The organism is Pseudomonas peradeniyensis (genome assembly GCF_014268935.2).
Taxonomy (GTDB): Bacteria; Pseudomonadota; Gammaproteobacteria; order Pseudomonadales; family Pseudomonadaceae; genus Aquipseudomonas; species Aquipseudomonas peradeniyensis.
This window is the reverse complement of the sequence record NZ_JABWRJ020000005.1, coordinates 16314-38125: the sequence shown is the minus strand read 5'-3', so window position 1 is coordinate 38125 and position 21812 is coordinate 16314. Positions and strand designations below refer to the sequence as shown.

Annotated in this window: 24 protein-coding genes; 9 read left to right on the top strand and 15 right to left on the bottom strand. The window is 64.8% G+C overall.

From position 1 onward, the window contains the following. Positions 1-61: 61 nt before the first annotated feature. Positions 62-1006, top strand: coding sequence for an alpha/beta hydrolase (locus HU751_RS24445; protein ID WP_186715733.1), 945 nt, complete (start codon positions 62-64; stop codon positions 1004-1006). Between the two features lie 35 nt (positions 1007-1041). Further along, complete coding sequence (locus HU751_RS24440) at positions 1042-1512, top strand: MaoC family dehydratase (RefSeq protein ID WP_186733031.1); 471 nt, start codon at positions 1042-1044, stop codon at positions 1510-1512. Positions 1513-1694: 182 nt separating this feature from the next. Here HU751_RS24440 and HU751_RS24435 read toward each other — a convergent pair whose 3' ends face one another. The 6 genes from HU751_RS24435 to HU751_RS24410 all read right to left on the bottom strand — a co-directional run bounded on the left by HU751_RS24435 (position 1695) and on the right by HU751_RS24410 (position 6319). Further along, entirely contained in the window at positions 1695-2933 is a 1239-nt protein-coding gene (locus HU751_RS24435) for an RNA polymerase sigma factor (protein WP_186733060.1), read from the bottom strand. Positions 2934-2974: 41 nt separating this feature from the next. Next, positions 2975-3319 (bottom strand): YciI family protein, encoded by a 345-nt coding sequence (locus HU751_RS24430; protein WP_028693059.1) that lies wholly within the window; start codon positions 3317-3319, stop codon positions 2975-2977. A gap of 42 nt (positions 3320-3361) precedes the next feature. Next, positions 3362-3787 carry a YybH family protein gene (locus tag HU751_RS24425; protein WP_186733033.1) on the bottom strand — a complete coding sequence of 142 codons (426 nt, stop codon included), beginning with the start codon at positions 3785-3787 and terminating at the stop codon, positions 3362-3364. Positions 3788-3881: 94 nt separating this feature from the next. Then, positions 3882-4334 carry an aminoglycoside 6'-N-acetyltransferase gene (aac(6'), locus tag HU751_RS24420; protein WP_186733034.1) on the bottom strand — a complete coding sequence of 151 codons (453 nt, stop codon included), beginning with the start codon at positions 4332-4334 and terminating at the stop codon, positions 3882-3884. A 24-nt stretch (positions 4335-4358) separates the two neighbouring features. Beyond that, complete coding sequence (locus HU751_RS24415; RefSeq protein WP_186733035.1) at positions 4359-5000, bottom strand: LysE family translocator; 642 nt, start codon at positions 4998-5000, stop codon at positions 4359-4361. A 365-nt stretch (positions 5001-5365) separates the two neighbouring features. After that, positions 5366-6319, bottom strand: a complete 954-nt coding sequence (locus HU751_RS24410) for a threonine dehydratase (protein ID WP_186733037.1) — start codon at positions 6317-6319, stop codon at positions 5366-5368. A 75-nt stretch (positions 6320-6394) separates the two neighbouring features. Between HU751_RS24410 and HU751_RS24405 the strand changes: the two genes are divergently transcribed. Beyond that, positions 6395-7762 (top strand): aminotransferase-like domain-containing protein, encoded by a 1368-nt coding sequence (locus HU751_RS24405; protein ID WP_186733038.1) that lies wholly within the window; start codon positions 6395-6397, stop codon positions 7760-7762. Positions 7763-7815: 53 nt separating this feature from the next. On the opposite strand, the gene HU751_RS24400 is transcribed toward HU751_RS24405, so the two are convergent. After that, a complete protein-coding gene (locus HU751_RS24400) occupies positions 7816-8073 on the bottom strand; it encodes a DUF2790 domain-containing protein (RefSeq protein ID WP_028693053.1) in 258 nt (85 codons plus the stop codon). Between the two features lie 332 nt (positions 8074-8405). On the opposite strand from HU751_RS24400, the gene HU751_RS24395 reads away from it, so the two are divergent. After that, complete coding sequence (locus HU751_RS24395) at positions 8406-8855, top strand: GNAT family N-acetyltransferase (protein WP_186733040.1); 450 nt, start codon at positions 8406-8408, stop codon at positions 8853-8855. On the opposite strand, the gene def is transcribed toward HU751_RS24395, so the two are convergent. From def to HU751_RS24380, 3 genes are all read right to left on the bottom strand, one after another. Next, on the bottom strand, positions 8810-9346 hold the full coding sequence (gene def, locus HU751_RS24390; RefSeq protein ID WP_186733041.1) for a peptide deformylase: 537 nt from the start codon (positions 9344-9346) through the stop codon (positions 8810-8812). The two genes, HU751_RS24395 and def, sit on opposite strands and share 46 nt — an antisense overlap. Then, the gene (locus tag HU751_RS24385) at positions 9346-10302 is read right to left on the bottom strand and encodes a YihY/virulence factor BrkB family protein (protein ID WP_186715740.1); all 957 of its coding nucleotides are present in this window, start codon (positions 10300-10302) and stop codon (positions 9346-9348) included. The genes def and HU751_RS24385 overlap by 1 nt, the downstream gene beginning before the upstream one ends. A 165-nt stretch (positions 10303-10467) precedes the next feature. Then, positions 10468-10647 carry a CsbD family protein gene (locus HU751_RS24380; RefSeq protein ID WP_186661155.1) on the bottom strand — a complete coding sequence of 60 codons (180 nt, stop codon included), beginning with the start codon at positions 10645-10647 and terminating at the stop codon, positions 10468-10470. A gap of 212 nt (positions 10648-10859) precedes the next feature. Between HU751_RS24380 and HU751_RS24375 the strand changes: the two genes are divergently transcribed. Then, positions 10860-11240 (top strand): hypothetical protein, encoded by a 381-nt coding sequence (locus HU751_RS24375; RefSeq protein WP_050706820.1) that lies wholly within the window; start codon positions 10860-10862, stop codon positions 11238-11240. On the opposite strand, the gene HU751_RS24370 is transcribed toward HU751_RS24375, so the two are convergent. After that, entirely contained in the window at positions 11241-12077 is an 837-nt protein-coding gene (locus HU751_RS24370) for a CvfB family protein (protein ID WP_028693048.1), read from the bottom strand. A 130-nt stretch (positions 12078-12207) separates the two neighbouring features. Here HU751_RS24370 and HU751_RS24365 point away from each other — a divergent pair, with 130 nt between their 5' ends. Further along, a complete protein-coding gene (locus HU751_RS24365; protein ID WP_186733043.1) occupies positions 12208-13068 on the top strand; it encodes a DUF6279 family lipoprotein in 861 nt (286 codons plus the stop codon). Between the two features lie 61 nt (positions 13069-13129). Here the strand turns inward: HU751_RS24365 and aceK are convergent, their stop codons facing one another. Further along, positions 13130-14845 (bottom strand): bifunctional isocitrate dehydrogenase kinase/phosphatase, encoded by a 1716-nt coding sequence (gene aceK, locus HU751_RS24360; RefSeq protein WP_186733045.1) that lies wholly within the window; start codon positions 14843-14845, stop codon positions 13130-13132. A gap of 224 nt (positions 14846-15069) precedes the next feature. On the opposite strand from aceK, the gene HU751_RS24355 reads away from it, so the two are divergent. Further along, entirely contained in the window at positions 15070-15945 is an 876-nt protein-coding gene (locus tag HU751_RS24355) for a DMT family transporter (protein WP_110739181.1), read from the top strand. Positions 15946-15984: 39 nt separating this feature from the next. Here the strand turns inward: HU751_RS24355 and HU751_RS24350 are convergent, their stop codons facing one another. From HU751_RS24350 to cysK, 3 genes are all read right to left on the bottom strand, one after another. Next, positions 15985-16866, bottom strand: coding sequence for a DMT family transporter (locus HU751_RS24350; protein WP_186733047.1), 882 nt, complete (start codon positions 16864-16866; stop codon positions 15985-15987). Between the two features lie 381 nt (positions 16867-17247). Then, complete coding sequence (locus HU751_RS24345; RefSeq protein WP_011535083.1) at positions 17248-18183, bottom strand: aspartyl/asparaginyl beta-hydroxylase domain-containing protein; 936 nt, start codon at positions 18181-18183, stop codon at positions 17248-17250. A gap of 269 nt (positions 18184-18452) precedes the next feature. After that, a complete protein-coding gene (gene cysK / locus HU751_RS24340; RefSeq protein WP_186733049.1) occupies positions 18453-19427 on the bottom strand; it encodes a cysteine synthase A in 975 nt (324 codons plus the stop codon). 295 nt (positions 19428-19722) lie between these two features. Here cysK and HU751_RS24335 point away from each other — a divergent pair, with 295 nt between their 5' ends. Continuing rightward, positions 19723-20568, top strand: a complete 846-nt coding sequence (locus HU751_RS24335) for an AAA family ATPase (protein WP_011535085.1) — start codon at positions 19723-19725, stop codon at positions 20566-20568. Positions 20569-20581: 13 nt separating this feature from the next. Beyond that, positions 20582-21760: a vWA domain-containing protein gene (locus tag HU751_RS24330; protein ID WP_050706827.1), complete on the top strand. Its 1179-nt coding sequence runs from the start codon at positions 20582-20584 to the stop codon at positions 21758-21760. The last annotated feature ends 52 nt before the right edge of the window (positions 21761-21812 follow it).

Genomic DNA, 21812 nt, shown 5'->3' with positions numbered 1-21812 from the left:
TCCTGCAATCGATGGCTTTGCGCATACACTGTTGGGCAACCTCCGCGCGCAAGGACCCGCCATGCCCCACGACGCCTTCTGGCTCCCCGCCAGCGAGCATTGCAGCCTTTATGTCCACCAATGGCTGCCGGCCACACCGGTCAAGGCCGTGGTGCTGCTGGCCCATGGCATGGCCGAGCATGCCGGGCGCTACCAGCGCCTGGGCCATGCGCTCAACGCGGCCGGCTACGGGCTGCTCGCCCCCGACCTGCGCGGCCACGGCCGCACCGCCGAGCTGGGCAGCCTGGGCCTGTTCGCCCGGCAAAATGGCTGGAATGCCGTACTCAACGACCTGGGCCTGCTGGCCCAGCACATCGGCCAGCAGTTTCCGGGGACCCCGCTGTTCCTGTTCGGCCACAGCATGGGCAGCTACATCGCCCAGGCCTACCTGCTGCACCACAGCGCCAGCCTGCAGGGCGCGATCCTCAGCGGCTCGAACTTCCAGCCGGTGGCGCTGTACCGCGCGGCGCGCCAGATCGCCCGTCTCGAGGCATGGCGCCAGGGCCCGCTGGGCAAGAGCGCGCTGATCGACTGGCTGTCGTTCGGCTCGTTCAACAAGGCGTTCAAGCCCAACCGCACCGCCTTCGACTGGCTCAGCCGCGATGCCGCGGAGGTGGACAAGTACATCGCCGACCCGCTGTGCGGCTTTCGCTGCAGCAACCAGCTGTGGCTCGACCTGCTGCAAGGGCTGGCGCAGATCAGTCAGAAGAAGAACCTGGCGCAGATCGATCCGAACCTGCCGATCTTCGTGCTGGGCGGTGAATGTGATCCGGTGAGTGCCGGCAAGCGTCTCACCCATCTGGCCGACGCCCTGCGCGCGACCGGCAACCGTCATGTACAGTTGCGCATCTACCCCGGCGCACGTCACGAAGTGCTCAACGAAACCCATCGCGACGAGGTCACCGCCGAGATCATCGGCTGGCTGGAGCAGGCGCTGGCCCTTGGCCGCCCCGCCCGCAGTGAATGATCGGCAGCCTCGCCCGCCCCACAAGGAAGCCCCTGATGACCCAGGTCACCAACACGCCTTACGAAGCCCTCGAAGTCGGCCAGAAAGCTGAATACAAGAAGTCCGTGGCAGAACGCGACATCCAGCTGTTTGCCGCCATGTCCGGTGACCACAACCCGGTGCACCTGGATGCCGAGTTCGCCGCCAAGAGCATGTTCAAGGAACGCATCGCCCACGGCATGTTCAGCGGCGCGCTGATCAGCGCCGCGGTGGCCTGCACCCTGCCCGGCCCGGGCACCATCTACCTGGGCCAGCAGATGAGCTTCCAGAAGCCGGTGAAGATCGGCGACGAGCTGACCGTGCGCCTGGAAATCCTCGAGAAGCTGCCCAAGTTCAAGGTGCGCATCGCCACCAACGTCTACAACCAGAACGACGAACTGGTGGTCGCCGGCGAAGCCGAGATCCTCGCGCCGCGCAAGCAGCAGACCGTCGACTTGGTGAGCCCGCCGGAATTCGTTGCCAGCTGAGACTCTCACGATCACTGTAGGAGCGGCCTTGTGTCGCGAGAGGGCCGCAACGCGGCCCCAGGATTTCGGCGTTGACGCAAAGATTTCTGGGGCCGCTTCGCGGCCCTTTCCGACCGGTCCGACGCCTCGGCAAGGCCGCTCCTACAGGTATTGTGCCTAGCCTGAAGACTACCTGCAGGCGCTCATCCCAGCTCGCGCAAGCGTCGCTCGATATGCCGGCGCTCCGGTCCCTGCCGGGTCAGCGTCAGCGCCTGCTGCCAGGCCTCGCGGGCCTGCACGGTGTTGCCCAGTTGCCGATGCAGTTCGGCCCGCGCGGCATGGGCCAGGTGGTAGTCGCCCAGCTCACCCCGCTCGAGAATCGCCTCGACCGCGCGCAACCCGACCTGCGCGCCATCGCGCCGGGCCAGCGCCGCCGCCCGGTTCAGCTCCACCACCGGTGATGGCCAGTGGCGCTGCAGCACATCGTACAGGCCGACGATCTCGTCCCAGTCGGTGGCCTCGGCACTGGGCGCTTCGGCATGCAGCGCGGCAATCGCCGCCTGCACGCTGTAGGGGCCGAACTCCCGACTGCTCAGTGCCTGACGCACCAACTGGCTGCCCTCCTCGATCTGTGCCTGGTCCCACAGGCCGCGGTCCTGTTCGTCGAGCAACACCAGCTCGCCCTGTGCATCGCTGCGCGCGTTCTGCCGCGAGGCCTGCAACAGCATCAACGCCAGCAGCCCCAGCACTTCGGCATCCGGCAGCAACTGCGCGAGCAAGCGGCCCAGGCGGATGGCTTCGTCGGTCAGCGCGCGCGTGGTCAAATCCTCGCCCGAAGACGCCGAATAGCCCTCGTTGAACACCAGGTAGATCACCCGCAGCACACTCTCCAGCCGCTCCGGCAACTCGCCCAGCTCTGGTACCTGGTAGGGGATCTGCGCATCGCGAATCTTGGCCTTGGCCCGCACGATGCGCTGGGCGATGGTCGCCGGGCTCTGCAGGAAGGCGCGGGCGATCTGCTCGGTGGTCAGGTCGCAGACCTCGCGCAGCGTCAGCGGCACCTGGGCATCGAAGGCCAGGGCCGGGTGGCAGCAGGTGAAGATCAGGCGCAGTCGATCATCGACCAGCAGCTCCTGCTCGCCCGGGTCCTGGGCCTCGCCTTCCAGCAGCATGATCAGGTCCGCGTGGGAGCGGTCGAAGCGGGCACGCCGACGCAAGGCGTCAATGGCCTTGAAGCGGCCGGCGGAGACCAGCCAGGCCCGCGGATTGTCCGGGATGCCATCGCGCTGCCAACGTTCGACGGCAATGAAGAAGGCGTCATGCAAGGCCTCCTCGGCCAGGTCGAAGTCTCCCAGCAGGCGGATCAAGGTGGCCAGGATGCGCCGGGAGTCGCGGCGGTAGACCGCCGCCACTTCATCACGGATTTGCCCTTCGCTGTTCATCAGCCCGGCGATACCTGGGTCATCGTGGTTCTCCATTCACGTCAGGGTTGCAACTCTCGCACCGGGCGTACCTCGACGCTGCCGACCCGCGCCGCCGGAATCCCCTTGGCGATGTTCAACGCTTCATTGAGGTCGCGTGCATCGACCAGGTAGAACCCGGCCAACTGCTCCTTGGTCTCGGCGAACGGGCCGTCGGTCAGGCTCATGCGCCCGGCGCGCACGCGCACGGTGGTGGCCGTCTGCACGGGCTTGAGCGCCTCGGCGGCGATCATCCGCCCGGAGCCCTGGATGGACTCGGCGTAGGCCATGCATTCGGCGTCCTCGGGGCTGTCGGGCAGGCTGTGCAACAGCGCTTCATCACAATAGACCAGGCACAGGTATTTCATGATCGTCTCCGGGGCAAGGTGGCGATAGGCGGTCGAGGGCGTTCAAGGTTTGAGATCGAACAGCGCTTTTTGCGTTTCCATGTCGAACGGCGCCGACCAGTGTTCGTGGATGACCTGCCATTGGCCGCCACTGCGCCGGTAGCCGACAGTGGCGCGCATGAAACCGCACTGGCTCTCATCGTCGCCCGGGCCACAGCGGTTGAGCCAGTGGGCCAGGCCCAGGTCGCCGTCGGCATGCACGGTCAGTTGCGCCAGTTCGAACACCATCGGCCCGGTGCACATGCCCATGCACATTTCCCAATGGGCGCGGTAGGCGGCCTTGCCCTTGAATTGCAGGGCCTGGATGGCGTCGAAGGCAAGAATGTCGTCGGCGTAGGGGGCGACGATACGGTCCACATCACGCTCGCGCACGGCTTGCATCCACTGCTCGATCAGTTGCTCCAGTTCACGCTCGGCTGCAGTGTTCATCGGTGTTTCCTCCGAAGATTCATCAGGGTTGGTGGTGACGCTTTCAACACTGGTCGAACGGGAAAACGGCAAATCGACAACTGCCCGGAAATTTTCAGTCGAGGGGCGCGACTGGCTTGAGGAAGTACACGACACGCTCGGTCTCGGCAAAGCCCAGGGCCGCGTGCATGCTCTGGCTGCCGAGATTGTCCAGCGCGGCGTCCGAGGCCAGTTCGCGGCAACCTTTGCCATCGGCCCACCGTTCGACAGCCGCGATCAGCTGGCGGGCGACGCCCTGGCCGCGTGAAGCCTGTTCGACAAAGACGCCTTCAAGGTACGCCACCGGCGAAGTATTGCTGCCATTGACATAGTCATGACGCACCGACGCCTCGGCCAGCCCTTGCGCCCTGCCCTGCTCGTCATACGCCAGCAAGGCCACGAAGGTTGCAGGGCGGCCGGCGATATCGGCCATTTCCGCCAGGTGATCAGTCGCCGCACTGTCGGGCCACAAGGCGCTGCGCAAGTGCAGCCAGGCCGGACTGCCCGGGTCCGTGCAGGGTTGGATCATTGCCACTTCTGGGAACTCCATGACTCAAACAGGTGTAGACAAGATGAACTCACGATAACCGGAGAGAATCACGTACACCGCGAAATAACAGAAAATGGCCGCCGACAGCAGGTAGGACCATGTCAGCAGCCGGTCCCCAAGCAAGCGCCCACCATGGCTGGCGATGCCGCAGAGCGACACACACCAGGCCAACCCGGCGGCGAAGAAGCCCCCGAGGAACAGACCCGCGTCGAGCAGGCTGCCGCCACCGGACCTGGAGATCAGCACCCCACCCACCGCCGCGAACCAGAGAATCGCGCTGGGCGATGACATGGCCAGGAAGATCCCGCGCAGGAACTCGCGCCAGCCCGATTCCACCACCACCTCGCCCCGCGACTCCAGATGCCCGCCGCGCCAGGCCGCCAGCAACATCTTCACGGCAAACCACACCAGCAGCGCCGAACCGCCCAGCCACAGGGCCCAGCGCACGCTTTCGAACTGCAGCAGCACGGTCATTCCGGCCAGAGCAGCAATTGCATAGACCAGGTCGCCGACGCAGGTACCCAGGCCCAACCAGAATCCCTGGAGGAATCCGCGCTGCATGGCCAGGGTGATCATGGCGATATTGGCCACCCCGATATCCAGGCAAAGGGACAGACTGAGCAGAAAACCGTTGGAGAAAGGCATGGCGCACTCTGGGCGTATTCAGGGGTGCACATTGAACCCGAGGGTGCGCTTGCCGTACAGAAAGAAAGTTCACTCGCTCAGACAGATTCCGACTGGCCTGTGCAGTCGGAGACATAGTCTTCCACGGCTCGTTGAAACGCTTCGTGCAACCCATGCAGAGTGCTGGCGTGAAAACTGATGATACCGATCATGCCGAGTACACGTCCGACGAAGATCTGGTCATGCACATCGTATTCGACGCTAGCCTCGTAGCCCCTGTAGTGTATGTAGTTCATCGTCGATCCCCAGAGCCGCCTCGCAGGTAGACAAGTATGCTACCAAACCGGGGAAGCTCTTATGCCTCGACATTCATTCAGGATTTTTCATCACCCCGCCAACACCTGCGCATAGGGCCCACGATCCACATTGGCACCACTGAGCACCACCGCCACACGCTTGCCGGCCTGACGCCCACGCTCTTGCATCAGCGCGGCCAAGGCAGCGGCACCGGCACCCTCGGCGGTGTTGTGGGTGGTCTCGTGGTAGAGCCTCATGGCCTCGGCGATCTCGTCGTCGCTCACCCGCACGATGCGTGCGGCATGCTCGCGCACCAGCGCGAAGGCATCGGGGTGCGGCACGCGGCAAGCCATGCCATCGGCGAAAGTGTCGGCGCTGGCGGTGGTGACGATACGCCCCCGCTCGAAGCTCTGGGCATAGGCATCCGCAGCACTGGAGACCACGCCGACGATCTCGGTGTCCAGCCCCAGCAGGTTGCGCGCCTGGATCAGCCCGCAGATGCCCGAGCCCATGCCGATCGGCACGTACACGCAATCCAGGTCGGCCACCGCCTCGAACAGCTCCAGCGCATAGGTGGCCACGCCGCGCACCAGTTCCGGGTGGAAGGATGGGACCATCTGGTAGCCGCGTTCCTCGGCCAGGCGCGCCGCCTCTTCACGGGCAACGTCGAAGTCCACGCCGTGCTCCACCAGTTCCGCGCCCAGGGCACGCATGGCGGCGTTCTTCTCTCGCGAGTTGCCTTCAGGCACCACGATCACCAGCGGCAAGCCCGCCTGGCGCGCCGCCAGGGCCATGCTCTGGCCATGGTTGCCGCGGGTGGCGGTGACCAACCCGCGGGGGACTTCACCACCGGCCAGCAGGGAACGCACGTAGACCAGCCCACCACGCACCTTGAAGGCACCGGTGGGGGCATGGTTCTCGTGCTTGACCCAGAGCTGGCAACCCAGCCGCTCGGCCAGCAGCGGCCAGGCATGCTGCGGGGTCGGCGGAACGTGCTGGTGAACAAAGGCGGCGGCTTCACGCAGGGCGGGCAAGTCGAACATGGCGATCTTCCTTCATCGGTAGGGCTTGATCCGATCCTAAGCGCCGGTCATTGTATGGGTCCAAATATATATTGCATGGGTAGCAATTTCGTGTGGATCCCTTCCCTCCCAGACAACGACCAGCCGCGCTACCTGGCGCTGGTCGAGGCCATCGCCGGTGCCATCGAACAAGGTGAGCTGAAAGCCGGTGAGCGCCTGCCGCCCCAGCGTCGCCTGGCCTGGGCGCTGGGCCTGAACCCGAGCACCACGCAACAGGCCTACCGCGAAGCCGCGGCGCGGCACCTGGTGTCCGGGGAGGTGGGACGCGGCACCTATGTGCTGGCCAGCAGCAAGGAGGCGACGCTGTTTCGCCTCAAGCTGCCAGACCGTCGGCATCAGGTGATCGACCTGTCGACCAACGTACCGGTGGCCGATCCGCACAATCTCGACCTGGAGCACAGCCTGCACAGGCTGCTCGAACAGGGTGCAACCGCCCTGCTCGACCATTACCTGGGGCCGGAGCAACTGCTGCTGGGGCGGATCCAGGGCGCCCGCTGGCTGGCCAATCGCGGTCTGGAGCTGAGGCCAGAGGAAGTGCTGCTCTGCGGTGGTGCCCAACAGGCCTTGCTCCTGGTGCTGCAGTCGCTGTGCCAGGCAGGCGAGCCGGTAATGGTAGAAGCGTTGACCGCCCCGGGCATCAAGGCGGCCTGTCGTCAGCTGCGCCTGCCGGTGCAGGGGGTGGCCCTGGATGAGCAGGGTTTGCGCCCGGACGAACTGGACCGCGTCGTGCGGGCCAGTGGCGCGCGGATACTGGTGACCACCCCGACCCTGCACAACCCGACCGGGGCATGCATGGACGAGGCCCGGCGCCAGGCGCTGGCGGAAGTCGCCAGGCGCCACGACTTGCTGGTAATCGAGGATGACGTGTATGGCGCCCTGACTGATCAGCCGCCGCTCTACCCTTTGCTCGAAGGCCGCGGCGTGCTGATCAGCAGCTTGTCCAAGACCGTGGCCGCCGGCCTGCGCCTGGGCTGGATCGTGGCCCGGCCAGCGTTGTTGGAGCAGATCGATCCTTATGCCCAGGCCACCCACTGGTCGGTGTCGCCGTTGAACCTGCACATCGCTTGCCAATGGATTTCGGACGGGACGGCCGCACGGCGACTGGCCTGGCAGCGGGAGGAACTGGCCGAGCGTTGGCGCCTGGCGCGGGCGTTGCTGGGCAATGCACTGCCGGTGGACGGCGTGCCTTCGCCCCATGCCTGGCTGGCCACGCCTGGGGAGGCCGAAGTGCTGGTTGCCCGGTGTCGGGCGCAAGGGGTGGAGATCGTGCCGGCCAGCGTGTTCACGGTGGGCACGGAGCGTGTGCGGGCGGTGCGGGTCAGCCTGTCGGCGGCGCACAGCCGGGCGCAGTTGAAGCAGGGGCTGGAGCTTGTGGGGGCGGGCTTGACCCGCGATTGCAACTGATCGCCATCGCGGGGCAAGCCCGCTCCCACGAGCCGTGTCTTGGCCAGACAGGCTCAATTCAGCCGGCAACCCTCGCCCAGGGCACGGTACTGAAGGGTGTGCACCTGCCCTTGATGGTCCTCGTAGGTCATGGTGGCGGGCACCACTTCACAGACGTTGGGGATCGTCGACAGGCTGATCACGCGCTTGATGTCGAGGTTGGTGGAATAGTCGTACTGCTCGACCACGGGTTGGGTGTCTGCGGTCTTGACCTGGTCCGCGAAGGCGAGCGAGGACATACCGACCAATGCAAGAATCAGTAGGGCTTTCATGGATAACGACCTTGATGGCTATCAAGCTGATCGCGTGACTTCTGATGCCGTCAATGGCGCGGAGAAGTTGTCATCGACTGCGAAGATGACACGAAGTACCGATCCCGCTTTATCGTACTGCCGGGGGGATGAGTGAAAGTCTACTCCCCAGTCAGAATAGTTGAACCCCGAAGTCGGTTATTCACCCTTGCCGGATTTGCAACAATCTGCGACAAAGCACCGTCATTTTTCCTGCACAGGCCCTGTCGCGGGACAAGCCCGCTCCTACAGGTTGCATGCGACCTTGTGGGAGCGGGCTTGCCCCGCGATGAGCCACACAGCGTGAGCCACGCATGCCGCCCCTGACCTGCACCCGCCTGCCCCCGATCCAGCGCCGCCTGCTGGAGCAGTTCTATCGCCAGCATGGCTCGCGCATGCGCGCCGCCGGTGACGGCGAGCAGTGGGTGGCGCGCAGCGGTGAAATCGTCGGAGGGATGAGCCTGTCAGCCGTCGAGGGCGGCCAATGGCTGACCGGCCTGTTCATCGCCCCGCAATGGCGTGGCCAGCAAATCGCTTCACAGTTGCTGGAAGCCGCGTTGGGCGCTGCCACTACCCCGACCTGGCTGTTCTGCCATCCGGACCTGGCGCCCTTCTACCAGCGCCTGGCCTTCTCTCCAGCCAATACCCTCCCCGAGTCACTGGCCTCGCGCCTGGCCCGTTACCAGCGCAGCAAGCCCCTGGTGGCGCTGGTGCGGGATCAGTCGTCGGCCACATCGAGCCCGGGGAACAGCACATCGGTGTAGCCGAACTTGCTGAAGTCCTGGATGCGCGAGGGGTACAACCGGCCAATCAGGTGATCGCACTCATGCTGCACCACCCGTGCATGAAAACCATCGGCAAAGCGGTTGATCGGGTTGCCCTGCGGGTCGATGCCCGAATAGCTGATGTGCTTGTAGCGCGGCACCACGCCACGCAGGCCCGGCACCGACAGGCAGCCCTCCCAGCCGTCCTCGACCTCCGTGGCCAGCGGCGTGATCACCGGGTTGAGCAAGATGGTCCGCGGCACCGGCTCGGCGTCCGGGTAGCGCTCGCTGCGCTCGAAGCCGAAGATCACCAGTTGCAGGTCGATGCCGATCTGCGGCGCGGCCAGGCCGACGCCACCGACATGGGCCATGGTTTCGAACATGTCGTCGATCAGTTGCTTGAGCTCGGGGCTGCCGAGCATGTGCTCCGGCACGGGCGGGGCGATGCGCAGCAGGCGTTCGTCGCCCATCTTGAGAATGTCGCGGATCATCAGGTATTCGGCTCGCGGGTCTGGGGTTCGGGTGTCACCGGGTGCTCATGGCCGAGCACGGTGACGGTCTGTTGCGGATTGTCCTGGGCGAATTCCTTCTCGCCGGGGTTCTTGCCCTCGGCGGACATATGCTCGATCACCGCGTTCATCTCGGCCCCCAGCAGCAGCACGGCAGCGGAAATGTAGAAGTACAGCAACAGCACGATGATCGCCCCGATACTGCCATACATGGCGTTGTAGTCGGCAAAGGTCTTCACGTAGTAGGCAAAGCCCAGCGACGCGATGATCCACACCACCACCGCCAGCACCGAGCCTGGGGTGATGAAACGGAATTTCTGCTTCACATCGGGCATCACGTAGTAGATCAGCGCCACCGCCACCATCATCAGGATAATGATCGCCGGCCAGCGCAGGATGGTCCAGACGACCACCACCGCCTCTTCCAGGCCCACCTGGGAGGCGATCCACCCCATGACCTGCGGCCCCAGCACCATCAGCGCGGCAGCCGCCAGGAGCATGCCGGCGACGCCGACGGTGTAGATGATCGACAGCGGGATACGCTTCCACACCGGCCGCCCTTCGGGCACGTCGTAGGCGGCATTCATCGCGCTCATCATCAGGCGCACGCCCGCCGAGGCGGTCCACAGCGCGATCACGATACCCACCGACAGCAATCCGCCCTTGGACTGCTGCAACTGGTCGATCACCGGGTTGACCTGCTCCAGGGCCTGGGGCGGCAGCACCAGCTCGGATTGCAGGCGCAGCCAGGAGAAGAAGTCCGGCAAATGCAGGAAACCGATCAGGGCGATCAGGAACAACAGGAACGGGAATAGCGAGAACAGCATCTGGTAGGCCAGCGCGGAGGCATAGGTGGACATCTCGTCGTCGAGGAACTCCTTGACGGTGCGCACCAGCACGCGGTGCAGGGGCAGGCCGCGCAGGTCGGGGAAAATCATAGCGTCTCCTTTCGCCGCTTGATCGGGGTGGCAATGCAACAAGTCTAATAGACCAGGCGGCGGGCGTGCTGTTCGCTGGCGCGTTGCCAAACGCACAACGCAATCGCGGGGCAAGCCCGCTCCCACCGGATGAGAGCGCACTGCCCCGCGACAATGCCACTGCGATCAAGGTTTCTTCACGGCATCCTTGACCTTGCCCACGGCCTGCTGCGCCTCGCCCTTCAACTCCTGGGCCTTGCCCTCGGCGCGCAGCTTGTCGTTGCCGGTCACCTTGCCGACGCCCTGCTTGATGTTGCCCACGGCCTCGTTGGCCAGGCCTTTCGCTTTATCCTTGGTGCCGCTCATGGGATGTCTCCTTGCCGAAAAGACACGGAAAATCGTGTCGACACCTGATCGACCCACGGCCATCGGCAGGAGTTTCAATTAGTTTGCCTGGTCCCAGCCCAACGGCCTCGCGTTTTCCCCATGGGAGCGGCGGCGCGCCGATGCGACTTGCCCCACGATGAGCCCACCCGCACAATATCAGGCCAATCTAGCGTCAACCCGCAGGAACCTGCATGAAACTCGACAAACCCACCGCCATCGCTCGCCGTAACGAAGCGCTGACCCGGCCGGTGCTCAACCGCGACAACACCCTGTTCGCCATCCTCGACAAGAAGCGCAACCTGTGGTGGTTCGAGGTGCCGGTGGCGCTGCTGCGCAAAGGCCAGCCCGACTGGGTCAACCTGCTGCTGCACACCCCGGAAACCGATGAACTGCAGCACCTGAAGGTGCCGACCAACTTCCTGCGCGCTCACCAGGAGCAGATGGAAGTGCGCAACGCCGGCAAACGCCGCTCGACCATCAGCCTGGCCCTGAGCGCCGACCGCGACTCGCTGCTGCGCGACAGCCGCCCGGGTGGCGAGCAGCTGGACTTCAGCACTTTCGTGCAGGCCTGATCAGGCCCGCTCGATGCGATCGTCATGGATGACGATCCGGCCCTGCTTGAACAGAGCGCCGATGGCTTTCTTGAAGTTGCCCTTGCTGACATTGAACATCTGGCTGATCAGCGCCGGATCGCTCTTGTCGCACACCGCCAGCACGCCGCCATTGGCCTCCAGGCGCTGCATGATCTGCTCGGGCAAGCCGTCGGCCAGGGCCTGGCCCACCGGCTGCAGGCTCAGGGCGATCTTGCCGTCGGCGCGCACTTCCTTGATGAAGCCCTTCTCGTGCATGCCCGAACGCAGGAACTTGAACACTTCGTTCTTGTGGATCAGGCCCCAGTGGCGGTTGTTGATGATCGCCTTGAAGCCCATCGGCGTCTCGCCGGCCACCAGCAGCTCGACCGGCTGGCCGACCTGGTAGTCCACCGGGGTGCGGTCGAGGTAGCGGTCCAGCTTGGCGGTGGCGGTGATGCGCCGGGTGCGTTTGTCCAGGTAGGCGTGGACCACGCAGTAATCACCGATTTTCAGTGGCCGGGACTCTTCCGAGTAGGGCATCAGCAGGTCCTTGGACAGGCCCCAGTCGAGGAAGATGCCCGCGCCGTTGATGTCCTTGACCTTGAGGCTGGCGAACTCGCCCACCTGCATCTTCGGCTTTTCGGTGGTGGCGATCAGCTGATCCTCGCTGTCGAGGTAGATGAACACGTTGAGCCAGTCGTCCAGCTCGAGCTCGGCATCCTTGGGGAAGTAGCGCCGTGGCAGGAGGATCTCGCCGTCGGCGCCGCCGTCCAGGTACAGGCCGAATTCCACGTGTTTCACGATTTGCAAACTGTTGTAACGCCCAAGCAGAGCCATTTCCGAAGATCCTCAAGACAAGGCGGCTATTCTAACACTTGACCCGCCCGTCCGCCCGAGCGCGCATGCGCCGGAACCCTCGGGCCCACCTTGCGTCCACCGCCTGGCCAGCCTGTGCAAGGATTCGCTCATGCCCCGACGCCTGACCCACGCCCTGCTGCTCGTCATTGGCTTCGCCCTGGCCCTTGTGGCCTGCAGCCGCATCGACCTGGCCTACCGCAACCTCGACCGCCTGGTGCCCTGGTCGCTGGACGATTACCTGGACATGAACCGCGAGCAGAAACAGCTGCTCGACGAACGGCTCAGGCAACAACTGGCCTGGCACTGCAAGACGCAACTGCCCGGCTACCTCGACTGGCTCGACCGGGTGCGGCTGATGGTGGCCGACGACGCGGTCACCGACCAGGCCCTGGAGCAACGTACCCTCGAAGCTCGCCAGGCCATCGGCCGGGTGGCCACGGCGATCACCCCCTCGGCCACCGAACTGCTGCGCGGGATGAGCGACTCCCAGGTCGCCGAGATGCGCCAGGCGTTTCGCGCCGACATCGACAAACGCCGCAAAACCTATGACGAAACCCCGTTGCCCAAACAGATCGAACAACGCGCCGCGCGCATGCAGAAACGCCTGGAACCCTGGCTGGGTGAACTCAGCGCGCAGCAACGCTTGCGGGTGATGAGCTGGTCCCAGGCCCTGGGCGACCAGAACCGCCAGTCGATAGCCAATCGCGCGCACTGGCAGCAACAACTGGTGCTGGCGATGGACCAGCGCGCCACGCCTGGCTTCGAACCGCGCCTGGCGCAACTGCTGCAGCGCAAGGAAAGCCTGTGGACGGCGGAGTACCGCCAGGCCTATGAAAACAGTGAACAGCAGGGGCGCAGCCTGCTGGTCGACCTGATGAAGCAGAGCAGCCCTGCGCAGAAGCAGTTCCTGCAACAGCGCCTCGGCAAGGTGCGGGCGGATTTCAGTGAGCTCAAGTGCCTGAAAGGTTGAAAAGAGTCGGGCCGCTCAAGCCATACGCAATCCCGTGTAGGGGTACGTATTCGAGCGCCAGTCAGCGCCCCTTGCGCCGATACGGAAACACATCGATCACCTTCCCCGCCCGGATCGCCTCCTGCAAGCCTTTCCAGTAATCAGCGTCATACAGCTCGCCATGCAGGCGGCTGAACAAACGGCGCTGGCCGATATCGGCGAACAGGAACGGCGGAAACTCCTCGGGGAACACGTCGTGCGGCCCGATCGAGTACCACGGCTCGCCCGACATCTCGTCCTCCGGGTAGCGCGGCGGCGGAATATGACGGAAGTTGACCTCGGTGAGGAAGCTGATCTCGTCGTAGTCATAGAACACCACCCGACCATGGCGGGTGACGCCGAAGTTCTTCAACAGCATGTCGCCGGGGAAGATGTTGGCCGCCGCCAGCTGCTTGATCGCCAGCCCGTAGTCCTCCAGCGCCTCCAGCACCTGGGCTTCGCTGGCGTGTTCGAGGTAGAGGTTGAGCGGGGTCATGCGCCGCTCGGTCCAGCAGTGACGGATGAGTACCGTGTCACCCTCCAGCGCCACGGTGGAGGGTGCCACTTCCAGCAGCTCGGCGAGGCAGTCGGGGTCGAACTTGGCGCGGGGGAAGCGAAAATCGGCGAACTCCTGGGTATCGGCCATGCGCCCGACACGGTCCACGCTCTTCACCAGGCGATATTTCTCGATCACCGTGGCACGGTCGACGGTCTTGGACGGCGAGAAACGGTCCTTGATGATCTTGAACACGGTGTTGAAGCCCGGCAGGGTGAACACGCTCATCACCATCCCGCGCACCCCCGGCGCCATGATGAAGCGGTCGTCGCTGTTGGCCAGGTGGTTGATCAGCGCGCGGTAGAACTCCGACTTGCCGTGCTTGTAGAAGCCGATCGAGGTGTACAGCTCGGCGATGTGCTTGCCCGGCAGGATGCGCTTGAGGAAATTGACGAACTCCGCCGGCACCGGCACATCGACCATGAAGTACGAACGGGTGAAGGAGAAGATGATCGACACCTCCGCCTCGTCGGTGATCAGCGTATCGGCCTCGATGCCATGGCCTTCGCGGTGCAGCAGCGGGATCACCAGCGGCCACTGCTCATCCGGGGTGTACAGGCGCCCGACCAGGTAGGCGCCCTTGTTGCGGTAGAGCACCGGGGTGAACAGCTCCACCGCCAGCGCCGGGTCCTTGCACACCCAGTCGGGCAGGCATTCACGCAGTTGGTCCTGCAACCGCGACAGGTCGCCCTCCAGGTCCCCGTAGGGCACATCGAAGCGGTAATCGGCGAAGATCGCCCGCAGCAATCCCTTCAGTCCGCCATCCAGTGCATAGGTGCGCGTCTGCGCCGCGCGTTCGTGGCCACGCATGGACGGGCGGGTGGTATGGATGAACATGCAGCCGTCGCTGATCTGGTCATGGCTGAACAGGCTGCAGAACAGCGAGTTGTACCAGGTCTCGGACAGCTCATCGTCCAGCCGCGGGTCGATCAGGCGGATGTAGGCGTTCTTCACCAGCGGCCACTGCTCGACGTCCAACAGTTGGGAGGCCTCGAAGCCCTGGCGCAGCCAGCCGTTGACCTCGGCGACCTTCTCTTCGTAGAGGTTGATCCGCGCCGCCGCGGCGCGCTGGATATCCTGCCAGCGCGCCTGCTCGAAGCGCTCGCGGGCACCGAGGGTGATGCGGCGAAAATGCTCGCGGTAGTCGTCGAAGCCATCGAGGATCATCCGGGCGATATCGGCGGCGGGCCAGGGTTGGGTCATGCGCGGGATCTCATGGCAAGTTGAGTTAGATAGCTTAGTCGTCCGTAAGCGGCTCGCAGGCTGTGTGGGCCTTATCGCGGGGCAAGCCCGCTCCCACGCCGCCAGTGTTCCACACGTGGGAGCGGGCTTGCCCCGCGATAAGGCTTACACAGCAAGAAAGCACAAGAATCCCGCTTGCCCACTGACGTACACTCGCGCCCCTGCCCCACCGCCGGAGACCACCCGTGAGCCCCATCGCCCTTGCCCGTCTGTTGACCCTTGCCGCCGTCTGGGGCGCCAGCTTCCTGTTCATGCGCATCATCGCCCCCGAACTCGGCACCGTGCCGACCGCCTTTTTCCGCGTGTCGATCGCCTGCCTGGGGCTGATCGCCATCCTCGCCGCCGCCCGCGTGCGCTGGAATTTCGAGGGCAAGCTGGGCGCCTGCCTGGTGCTGGGCATGATCAACTCGGGCATTCCGGCCACGTTCTATTCCGTGGCGGCGCAGGTGCTGCCGGCGGGCTACTCGGCCATCTTCAACGCCACCACGCCACTGATGGGCGTGCTGATCGGCACCTTGTTCTTCCGCGAGGCGATGACCCTGCCCAAGCTCTGCGGGATCTTCCTCGGCCTGTTCGGCGTCGGCATCCTCAGCGGCGCCGGCCCGGTGGCGCTGGACATGGCCCTGGTGCAAGGCGCCCTGGCGTGCCTGGCGGCGACCACCTGCTATGGTTTCGCGGGTTTCCTGGCGCGGCGTTGGGTGGGAACGCTGGACAGCCGTCTGTCGGCCCTGGGCAGCATGCTCGGTGCCACCCTGCTGTTGAGCCCGCTGTTCGCCTGGAGTGCGCTGACCCAGCCGCCGGCCAGTTGGGGCGGCTGGCAGGTCTGGCTGTCGCTGCTGGGCCTGGGGCTGCTGTGCACCGCGTTCGCCTACATCCTGTACTTCCGCCTGCTGAACGAGATCGGGCCGGTCAAGGCCAGTACCGTGACCTTCCTGATCCCGGTGTTCGGCGTGCTGTGGGGCGCGTGGCTGCTGGATGAGCCGCTGTCGATGGCGCACCTGTATGGCGGCCTGCTGATCGCTGCGGCGCTCTGGCTGGTGCTGCGCCCGGCACGGTCGTGATGTGGGAGCGGGCTTGCCCCGCTCCCAGCGTTTCCTTTCTCAGGCCTCGGCCGTGCGCAACGCCGGCTTGCGGAACACGAACAGCAACCCGACCACGATCAACCCCATTCCCAGCAGGCTGAGCGGTGCCAGGCGGTTACCGAAGATGGCGAAGTCCATCACCGCCGTCACCGCCGGCACCAGGTAGAACAGGCTGGTGACATTGACCAGGTTGCCCCGGGCGATCAGCCGGTACAGCAGCAACGTAGCCAGCAGCGAGACCACCAGCCCCATCCACAGCAGCGCGCCGACGAAGCTGGCGTTCCACTCGACATGCAACGGCTGGAACGGCGCGAACAGTGCACACAGGGCAAAACCGGCCAGGTACTGCAGCGGCAAGGTGCCCATCGGGTTGTCGGTGATGCGCTTCTGCAGGATCGAGCCGAAGGTCATGCTGGCCAGCGCCAGCAGGGCGAACAGCATGCCCGCCAGGGACACCCCGCCAAGGTTGATGCCCTGGTAGACCACCATCACCAGGCCGCCAAGCCCCAGGCCCAGGCCGAACAACCGGCTCCAGGAGCGCTGGCGCTCCATCAGCACCACGGTAAGGATCGGTTGCACGCCCATGACCGTGGCCATGACGCCGGGGGTGACATGGGTATTGAGTGCCAGCAGGTAGAAGATCTGGTAGGCGCCCAGCAGCACGCAGCCGGTCCCCAGGGCGCGAACAATGCCGCCCCGGGTACGTGGCCAGCGCAAGCCGAGTAACGGACCGATCAGCAACAGACCGAAAAGCGCCAGGGCCGAACGCAGCAGCAGGAAGGCGAAAGGACTGGCCTGGGCCAGGCCAAGCTTGGAAACGATCGCCCCGCTGCTCCACAGCAGGACGAACAGGCTGGTGGTGGCCGCCGAGGCCACGGATGCTTTGTTGAAAACAGACATGTATGCCACCTGTATACGGGCAAATGAGCCGTACGGAGGGCTTATCGCGACTTGCGGGGATAGCCGACCGTGTTCAGTAGGTTGCGAGTGCGGTGGGGAGCGGCCAGCGGCCGATCAGCCCAGCACCACGACTGCGCAAGGAGGCGGAGCTACGCCGCCTACGACGCCACTGACAGGTGGTGGGTAGTGACTGATCATGGCCGGCTGTTGGCTGCCACGCACGACCACGCCCGCGACAGGCGCGAGAACGTAAGCGGTGGTGGAAGGGATGGCGGGCATGAGCAGGTCTTCTGGGAAGAGAGTGTTTCGGAATATAGCGGGGGAATCATCGCGGGGCAAGCCCGCCCCCACCAGGAGCGAGAACGAGCTTGCACAACCGGATCAGAACAGCCAGCGGTACAGCGCGTAGGCAACGACAACCGCCAGCACCGGCCGCAGCACGCGGTAGGCCTTGGGGTTGGCGCGTTTGAACTGCTTGACCCGGGTGCTGATGACGTTGCTGAAGCGCTTGCTCCAGGCATAGGCCTGGTTGATCCCGCCGACGCGCTCGTCATCGGTGTTCTGCGGCGCGGTGGCGCGGCCGAGGAAGGCGCTGACCTTGCGGTTGATGCGGGTCATCAGCGGGCTGTTGAGCGGGCGCTCGACGTCGCAGAACAGGATCACGCGAGTGACCTCGGTCTCGTTCTTGACCCAATGCACGAAGGTCTCGTCGAACATCACGTCCTCGCCGTCACGCCAGGCGTAGGGCTGGCCGTCGACGTAGATGCGGCAGTTGTCCGAGTTCGGCGTGGACAGGCCCAGGTGGTAGCGCAGGGAGCCGGCGAACGGGTCACGGTGCGGGTTCAGGTGGCTGCCGCCGGGCAACAGGGCGAACATCGCGCCCTTGACGTTGGGAATACCGCTGACCAGCTCGACGGTCTTCGGGCACAGCGCCTCGGCCGAGGGCAGCGGCTTGTCATACCACTTCAGGTAGAAACGCTTCCAGCCTTTCTTGAAGAACGAACCGAAGCCTGCGTCGTTGTCTTTCTCGGCAGCGCGAATATAACCCTCGTCGAACAGGCGCATGGCCTCTTCGCGGATCACTTCCCAGTTGTCCTTGAGCACATCCAGCTCGGGGAAGCGCTGGCGGTCCAGGTAGGGCTTGGAAGGCACGCCGGAGAACAGGTACATCAGGCTGTTGTAGGGGGCGAACAGCGCCGAATGGTTGACGAACTGGCGCAGCACCGGTAGGCGCGCCTTGCCGCGTAGGTGCACGAACAGCACGCTGCCGAAGAACACCAGCAGGACACCTGCCTTGGCGACGAAGGAAAAGGTCATGCAACACTCCTTGGAGGGGAAATCTGGCCATCCCCAGATAGCCGGACATCATAAACCCATCCGGGCCGGGTAAAAACAACCGGTGCCGGATCGCAGTGTTAAGGATTGTGCAATAAAGGAATGAGGCCGACATTGCGCCGGATCAGCGGTGGGGCGGATATCCCGGTGCCGCTGCGCGCCCCATCGCCGGCAAGCCGGCTCCCACAAAGGCAACGCAATCGGTGTGGGAGCCGGCTTGCCGGCGAAAGGGCTGCGCAGCAGCCCCAGGCTTACTGCTGGTTTTCCTGCTCGGTGAACATGTCGCTGAACAGCATGCTCGACAGGTAGCGCTCGCCCGAGTCCGGCAGGATCACCACGATGGTCTTGCCCTGCATCTCGGGTTTCTCGGCCAGGCGCACCGCCGCCGCCATCGCCGCGCCACAGGAAATGCCGCAGAGGATGCCCTCCTCCTGCATCAGGCGGATGGCCATGGTCTTGGACTCGTCCTCGGTGACGGTCTCGACCTGGTCGACGATCGACAGGTCGAGGTTCTTCGGCACGAAACCGGCGCCGATGCCCTGGATCTTGTGCGGGCTGGGCTTGAGTTCCTCGCCGGCCAGGGTCTGGCTGATCAGCGGCGAGTTCACCGGTTCCACCGCCACCGACAGGATCGACTTGCCCTGGGTGTGCTTGATGTAGCGCGACACACCGGTGATGGTACCGCCGGTACCGACACCGGCCACCAGCACATCGACCGCGCCGTCGGTGTCGTTCCAGATTTCCGGGCCGGTGGTCTTCTCGTGGATGGCCGGGTTGGCCGGGTTGTCGAACTGACCCGGCAGGAAGTGCTGGGCAGGGTCCGAGGCGACGATCTCGTTGGCCTTCTCGATGGCGCCCTTCATGCCCTTGGCCTTGTCCGTCAGCACCAGTTCGGCGCCCAGTGCCTTCAATACCTTGCGTCGCTCCAGGCTCATCGAGTCCGGCATGGTCAGCACCAATCGGTAGCCACGGGCCGCGGCGACGAACGCCAGGCCGATGCCGGTGTTGCCCGAGGTGGGTTCGACGATGGTCATGCCCGGCTTCAGCTTGCCGCTGCTCTCGGCGTCCCAGATCATGCTCGCGCCGATCCGGCACTTCACCGAATAACCCGGGTTGCGCCCCTCGATCTTGGCCAGGATGGTCACTCCGCGCGGGGCGATGCGGTTGATCTGCACCAGCGGCGTGTTGCCGATGGAATGTGCGTTGTCGGCGTAGATACGGCTCATGGCAGGGGTCCTTGAATGCAGGGGCTGGCAGGTGGACCTAAAAGGGTAAGCCTGCCGGGGTGGGGCGTAAAGCCCGCTCTGTTACCGGGGGTGACGGACCATTCAGGGACTGAATACCCGGTCTGCGTTTGCAGGCGGCGGGTGCGGGGTTATAGTCGCTGACACATCAATAAACATGCGTTGGCTGCACTGCGCTCATCGCGGGACAAGCCCGCTCCCACAGGTTGCGCTCAAATCCTGTGGGAGCGGGCTTGCCCCGCGATGAGTCGGGCCCAGCCACCCAGAGGATCGGTTCATGAAGTTCGAAGGCACCCGCGACTACGTCGCCACAGACGACCTGAAGCTGGCGGTCAACGCGGCCATCACCCTGGAGCGCCCGCTGCTGGTCAAGGGCGAGCCGGGCACCGGCAAGACCATGCTCGCCGAGCAGCTCGCCGCCTCCTTCGGCGCCCGCCTGATCACCTGGCACATCAAGTCCACCACCAAGGCCCACCAGGGCCTGTACGAGTACGACGCGGTCAGCCGCCTGCGCGACTCGCAGCTGGGCGTGGACAAGGTCCACGACGTGCGCAACTACCTGAAGAAGGGCAAGCTGTGGGAGGCGTTCGAGGCCGACGAGCGGGTGATCCTGCTGATCGACGAGATCGACAAGGCCGACATCGAGTTCCCCAACGACCTGTTGCAAGAGCTCGACAAGATGGAGTTCTACGTCTACGAGATCGACGAGACCATCAAGGCCAAGCAGCGCCCGATCATCATCATCACCTCCAACAACGAGAAGGAACTGCCTGACGCCTTCCTGCGCCGCTGCTTCTTCCACTACATCGCCTTCCCCGACCGCGCCACCCTGCAACAGATCGTCGACGTGCACTACCCCAACATCAGCCAGTCGCTGGTCAGCGAGGCGCTGGATGTGTTCTTCGACGTGCGCAAGGTCCCGGGCCTGAAGAAAAAGCCCTCCACCTCCGAACTGGTCGACTGGCTCAAGCTGCTGATGGCCGACAACATCGGCGAGGCCGTGCTGCGCGAGCGCGACCCGACCAAGGCCATCCCGCCGCTGGCCGGGGCCCTGGTCAAGAACGAGCAGGACGTGCAACTGCTCGAGCGCCTGGCCTTCATGAGCCGGCGCGGCAACCGCTGACAGGAGCCGGGCCATGCTGCTCAACCTGTTCAATGAAATGCGCGCGGCCAAGGTACCGGTGTCGGTGCGCGAGCTGCTCGACCTGCATCACGCCCTGCAGAAGGGCGTGGTGTTCGCCGACATGGACGCCTTCTACTACCTGGCCAGGGCCATCCTGGTGAAGGACGAGCGTCATTTCGACAAGTTCGACCGGGCATTCGCCGCCTACTTCAAGGGCCTGGAGAACCTCGATCGGCATATCGAAGCCCTGATCCCCGACGACTGGCTGCGCAAGGAGTTCGAGCGTTCGCTGACCGACGAGGAACGGGCGCAGATCCAGTCCCTGGGCGGCCTGGACAAGCTCATCGAGGAATTCAAGAAGCGCCTCGAAGAGCAGAAGGAGCGCCACGCCGGCGGCAACAAGTGGATCGGTACCGGCGGCACCAGCCCGTTCGGCTCCGGCGGCTTCAACCCCGAGGGCATCCGCGTCGGCGAGGCCGGCAAACGCCAGGGCAAGGCGGTGAAGGTGTGGGACCAGCGCGAGTACAAGAACCTCGACGACCAGGTCGAGCTGGGTACGCGCAACATCAAGCTGGCCCTGCGCCGCCTGCGCAAGTTCGCTCGCGAAGGCGCCGCCGAGGAGCTGGACATCGACGGCACCATCGACCACACCGCCCGTGACGCCGGCCTCTTGAACATCCAGATGCGCCCCGAGCGGCGCAACACGGTCAAGCTGCTGTTGCTGTTCGACATCGGCGGTTCGATGGACGCCCATGTGAAGGTCTGCGAGGAATTGTTCTCGGCCTGCAAGACCGAGTTCAAGCACCTGGAGTACTACTACTTCCACAACTTCATCTACGAGTCGGTGTGGAAGAACAACCTGCGCCGCACCTCGGAGCGCTTCTCCACTTTCGACCTGCTGCACAAGTACGGCGACGACTACAAGGTGGTGTTCGTCGGCGACGCGGCCATGGCGCCCTACGAGATCACCCAGCCGGGCGGCAGCGTCGAGCACTGGAACGAAGAGGCGGGGTATGTGTGGATGCAGCGCTTCATGGAGAAATTCAGGAAGATCATCTGGATCAACCCGTATCCGAAGCAGGCCTGGGAGTACACCGCTTCGACCCATCTGGTGCGGGACCTGATCGAGGACAGGATGTTTCCGCTGACCTTACAGGGGTTGGAGGACGGGATGCGTTACCTGTCCAAGTAGTGTTTTTCAGGGCCGGCCCTGTCGCGGGGCAAGCCCGCTCCCACGTCCAGAC

Coding starts and splice junctions, on each gene's coding strand:
- HU751_RS24365 (WP_186733043.1), top strand. CDS start 12,208: ATGCCCCGACGCCTGACCCACGCCCTGCTGCTCGTCATTGGCTTCGCC.
- HU751_RS24440 (WP_186733031.1), top strand. CDS start 1,042: ATGACCCAGGTCACCAACACGCCTTACGAAGCCCTCGAAGTCGGCCAG.
- aceK (WP_186733045.1), bottom strand. CDS start 14,845: ATGACCCAACCCTGGCCCGCCGCCGATATCGCCCGGATGATCCTCGAT.
- HU751_RS24445 (WP_186715733.1), top strand. CDS start 62: ATGCCCCACGACGCCTTCTGGCTCCCCGCCAGCGAGCATTGCAGCCTT.
- HU751_RS24395 (WP_186733040.1), top strand. CDS start 8,406: ATGCCGCCCCTGACCTGCACCCGCCTGCCCCCGATCCAGCGCCGCCTG.
- HU751_RS24330 (WP_050706827.1), top strand. CDS start 20,582: ATGCTGCTCAACCTGTTCAATGAAATGCGCGCGGCCAAGGTACCGGTG.
- HU751_RS24370 (WP_028693048.1), bottom strand. CDS start 12,077: ATGGCTCTGCTTGGGCGTTACAACAGTTTGCAAATCGTGAAACACGTG.
- HU751_RS24380 (WP_186661155.1), bottom strand. CDS start 10,647: ATGAGCGGCACCAAGGATAAAGCGAAAGGCCTGGCCAACGAGGCCGTG.
- HU751_RS24345 (WP_011535083.1), bottom strand. CDS start 18,183: ATGACCTTTTCCTTCGTCGCCAAGGCAGGTGTCCTGCTGGTGTTCTTC.
- HU751_RS24415 (WP_186733035.1), bottom strand. CDS start 5,000: ATGCCTTTCTCCAACGGTTTTCTGCTCAGTCTGTCCCTTTGCCTGGAT.
- HU751_RS24385 (WP_186715740.1), bottom strand. CDS start 10,302: ATGATTTTCCCCGACCTGCGCGGCCTGCCCCTGCACCGCGTGCTGGTG.
- HU751_RS24435 (WP_186733060.1), bottom strand. CDS start 2,933: ATGAACAGCGAAGGGCAAATCCGTGATGAAGTGGCGGCGGTCTACCGC.
- def (WP_186733041.1), bottom strand. CDS start 9,346: ATGATCCGCGACATTCTCAAGATGGGCGACGAACGCCTGCTGCGCATC.
- HU751_RS24405 (WP_186733038.1), top strand. CDS start 6,395: ATGGGTAGCAATTTCGTGTGGATCCCTTCCCTCCCAGACAACGACCAG.
- HU751_RS24430 (WP_028693059.1), bottom strand. CDS start 3,319: ATGAAATACCTGTGCCTGGTCTATTGTGATGAAGCGCTGTTGCACAGC.
- HU751_RS24400 (WP_028693053.1), bottom strand. CDS start 8,073: ATGAAAGCCCTACTGATTCTTGCATTGGTCGGTATGTCCTCGCTCGCC.
- HU751_RS24425 (WP_186733033.1), bottom strand. CDS start 3,787: ATGAACACTGCAGCCGAGCGTGAACTGGAGCAACTGATCGAGCAGTGG.
- HU751_RS24335 (WP_011535085.1), top strand. CDS start 19,723: ATGAAGTTCGAAGGCACCCGCGACTACGTCGCCACAGACGACCTGAAG.
- HU751_RS24410 (WP_186733037.1), bottom strand. CDS start 6,319: ATGTTCGACTTGCCCGCCCTGCGTGAAGCCGCCGCCTTTGTTCACCAG.
- HU751_RS24375 (WP_050706820.1), top strand. CDS start 10,860: ATGAAACTCGACAAACCCACCGCCATCGCTCGCCGTAACGAAGCGCTG.
- cysK (WP_186733049.1), bottom strand. CDS start 19,427: ATGAGCCGTATCTACGCCGACAACGCACATTCCATCGGCAACACGCCG.
- HU751_RS24350 (WP_186733047.1), bottom strand. CDS start 16,866: ATGTCTGTTTTCAACAAAGCATCCGTGGCCTCGGCGGCCACCACCAGC.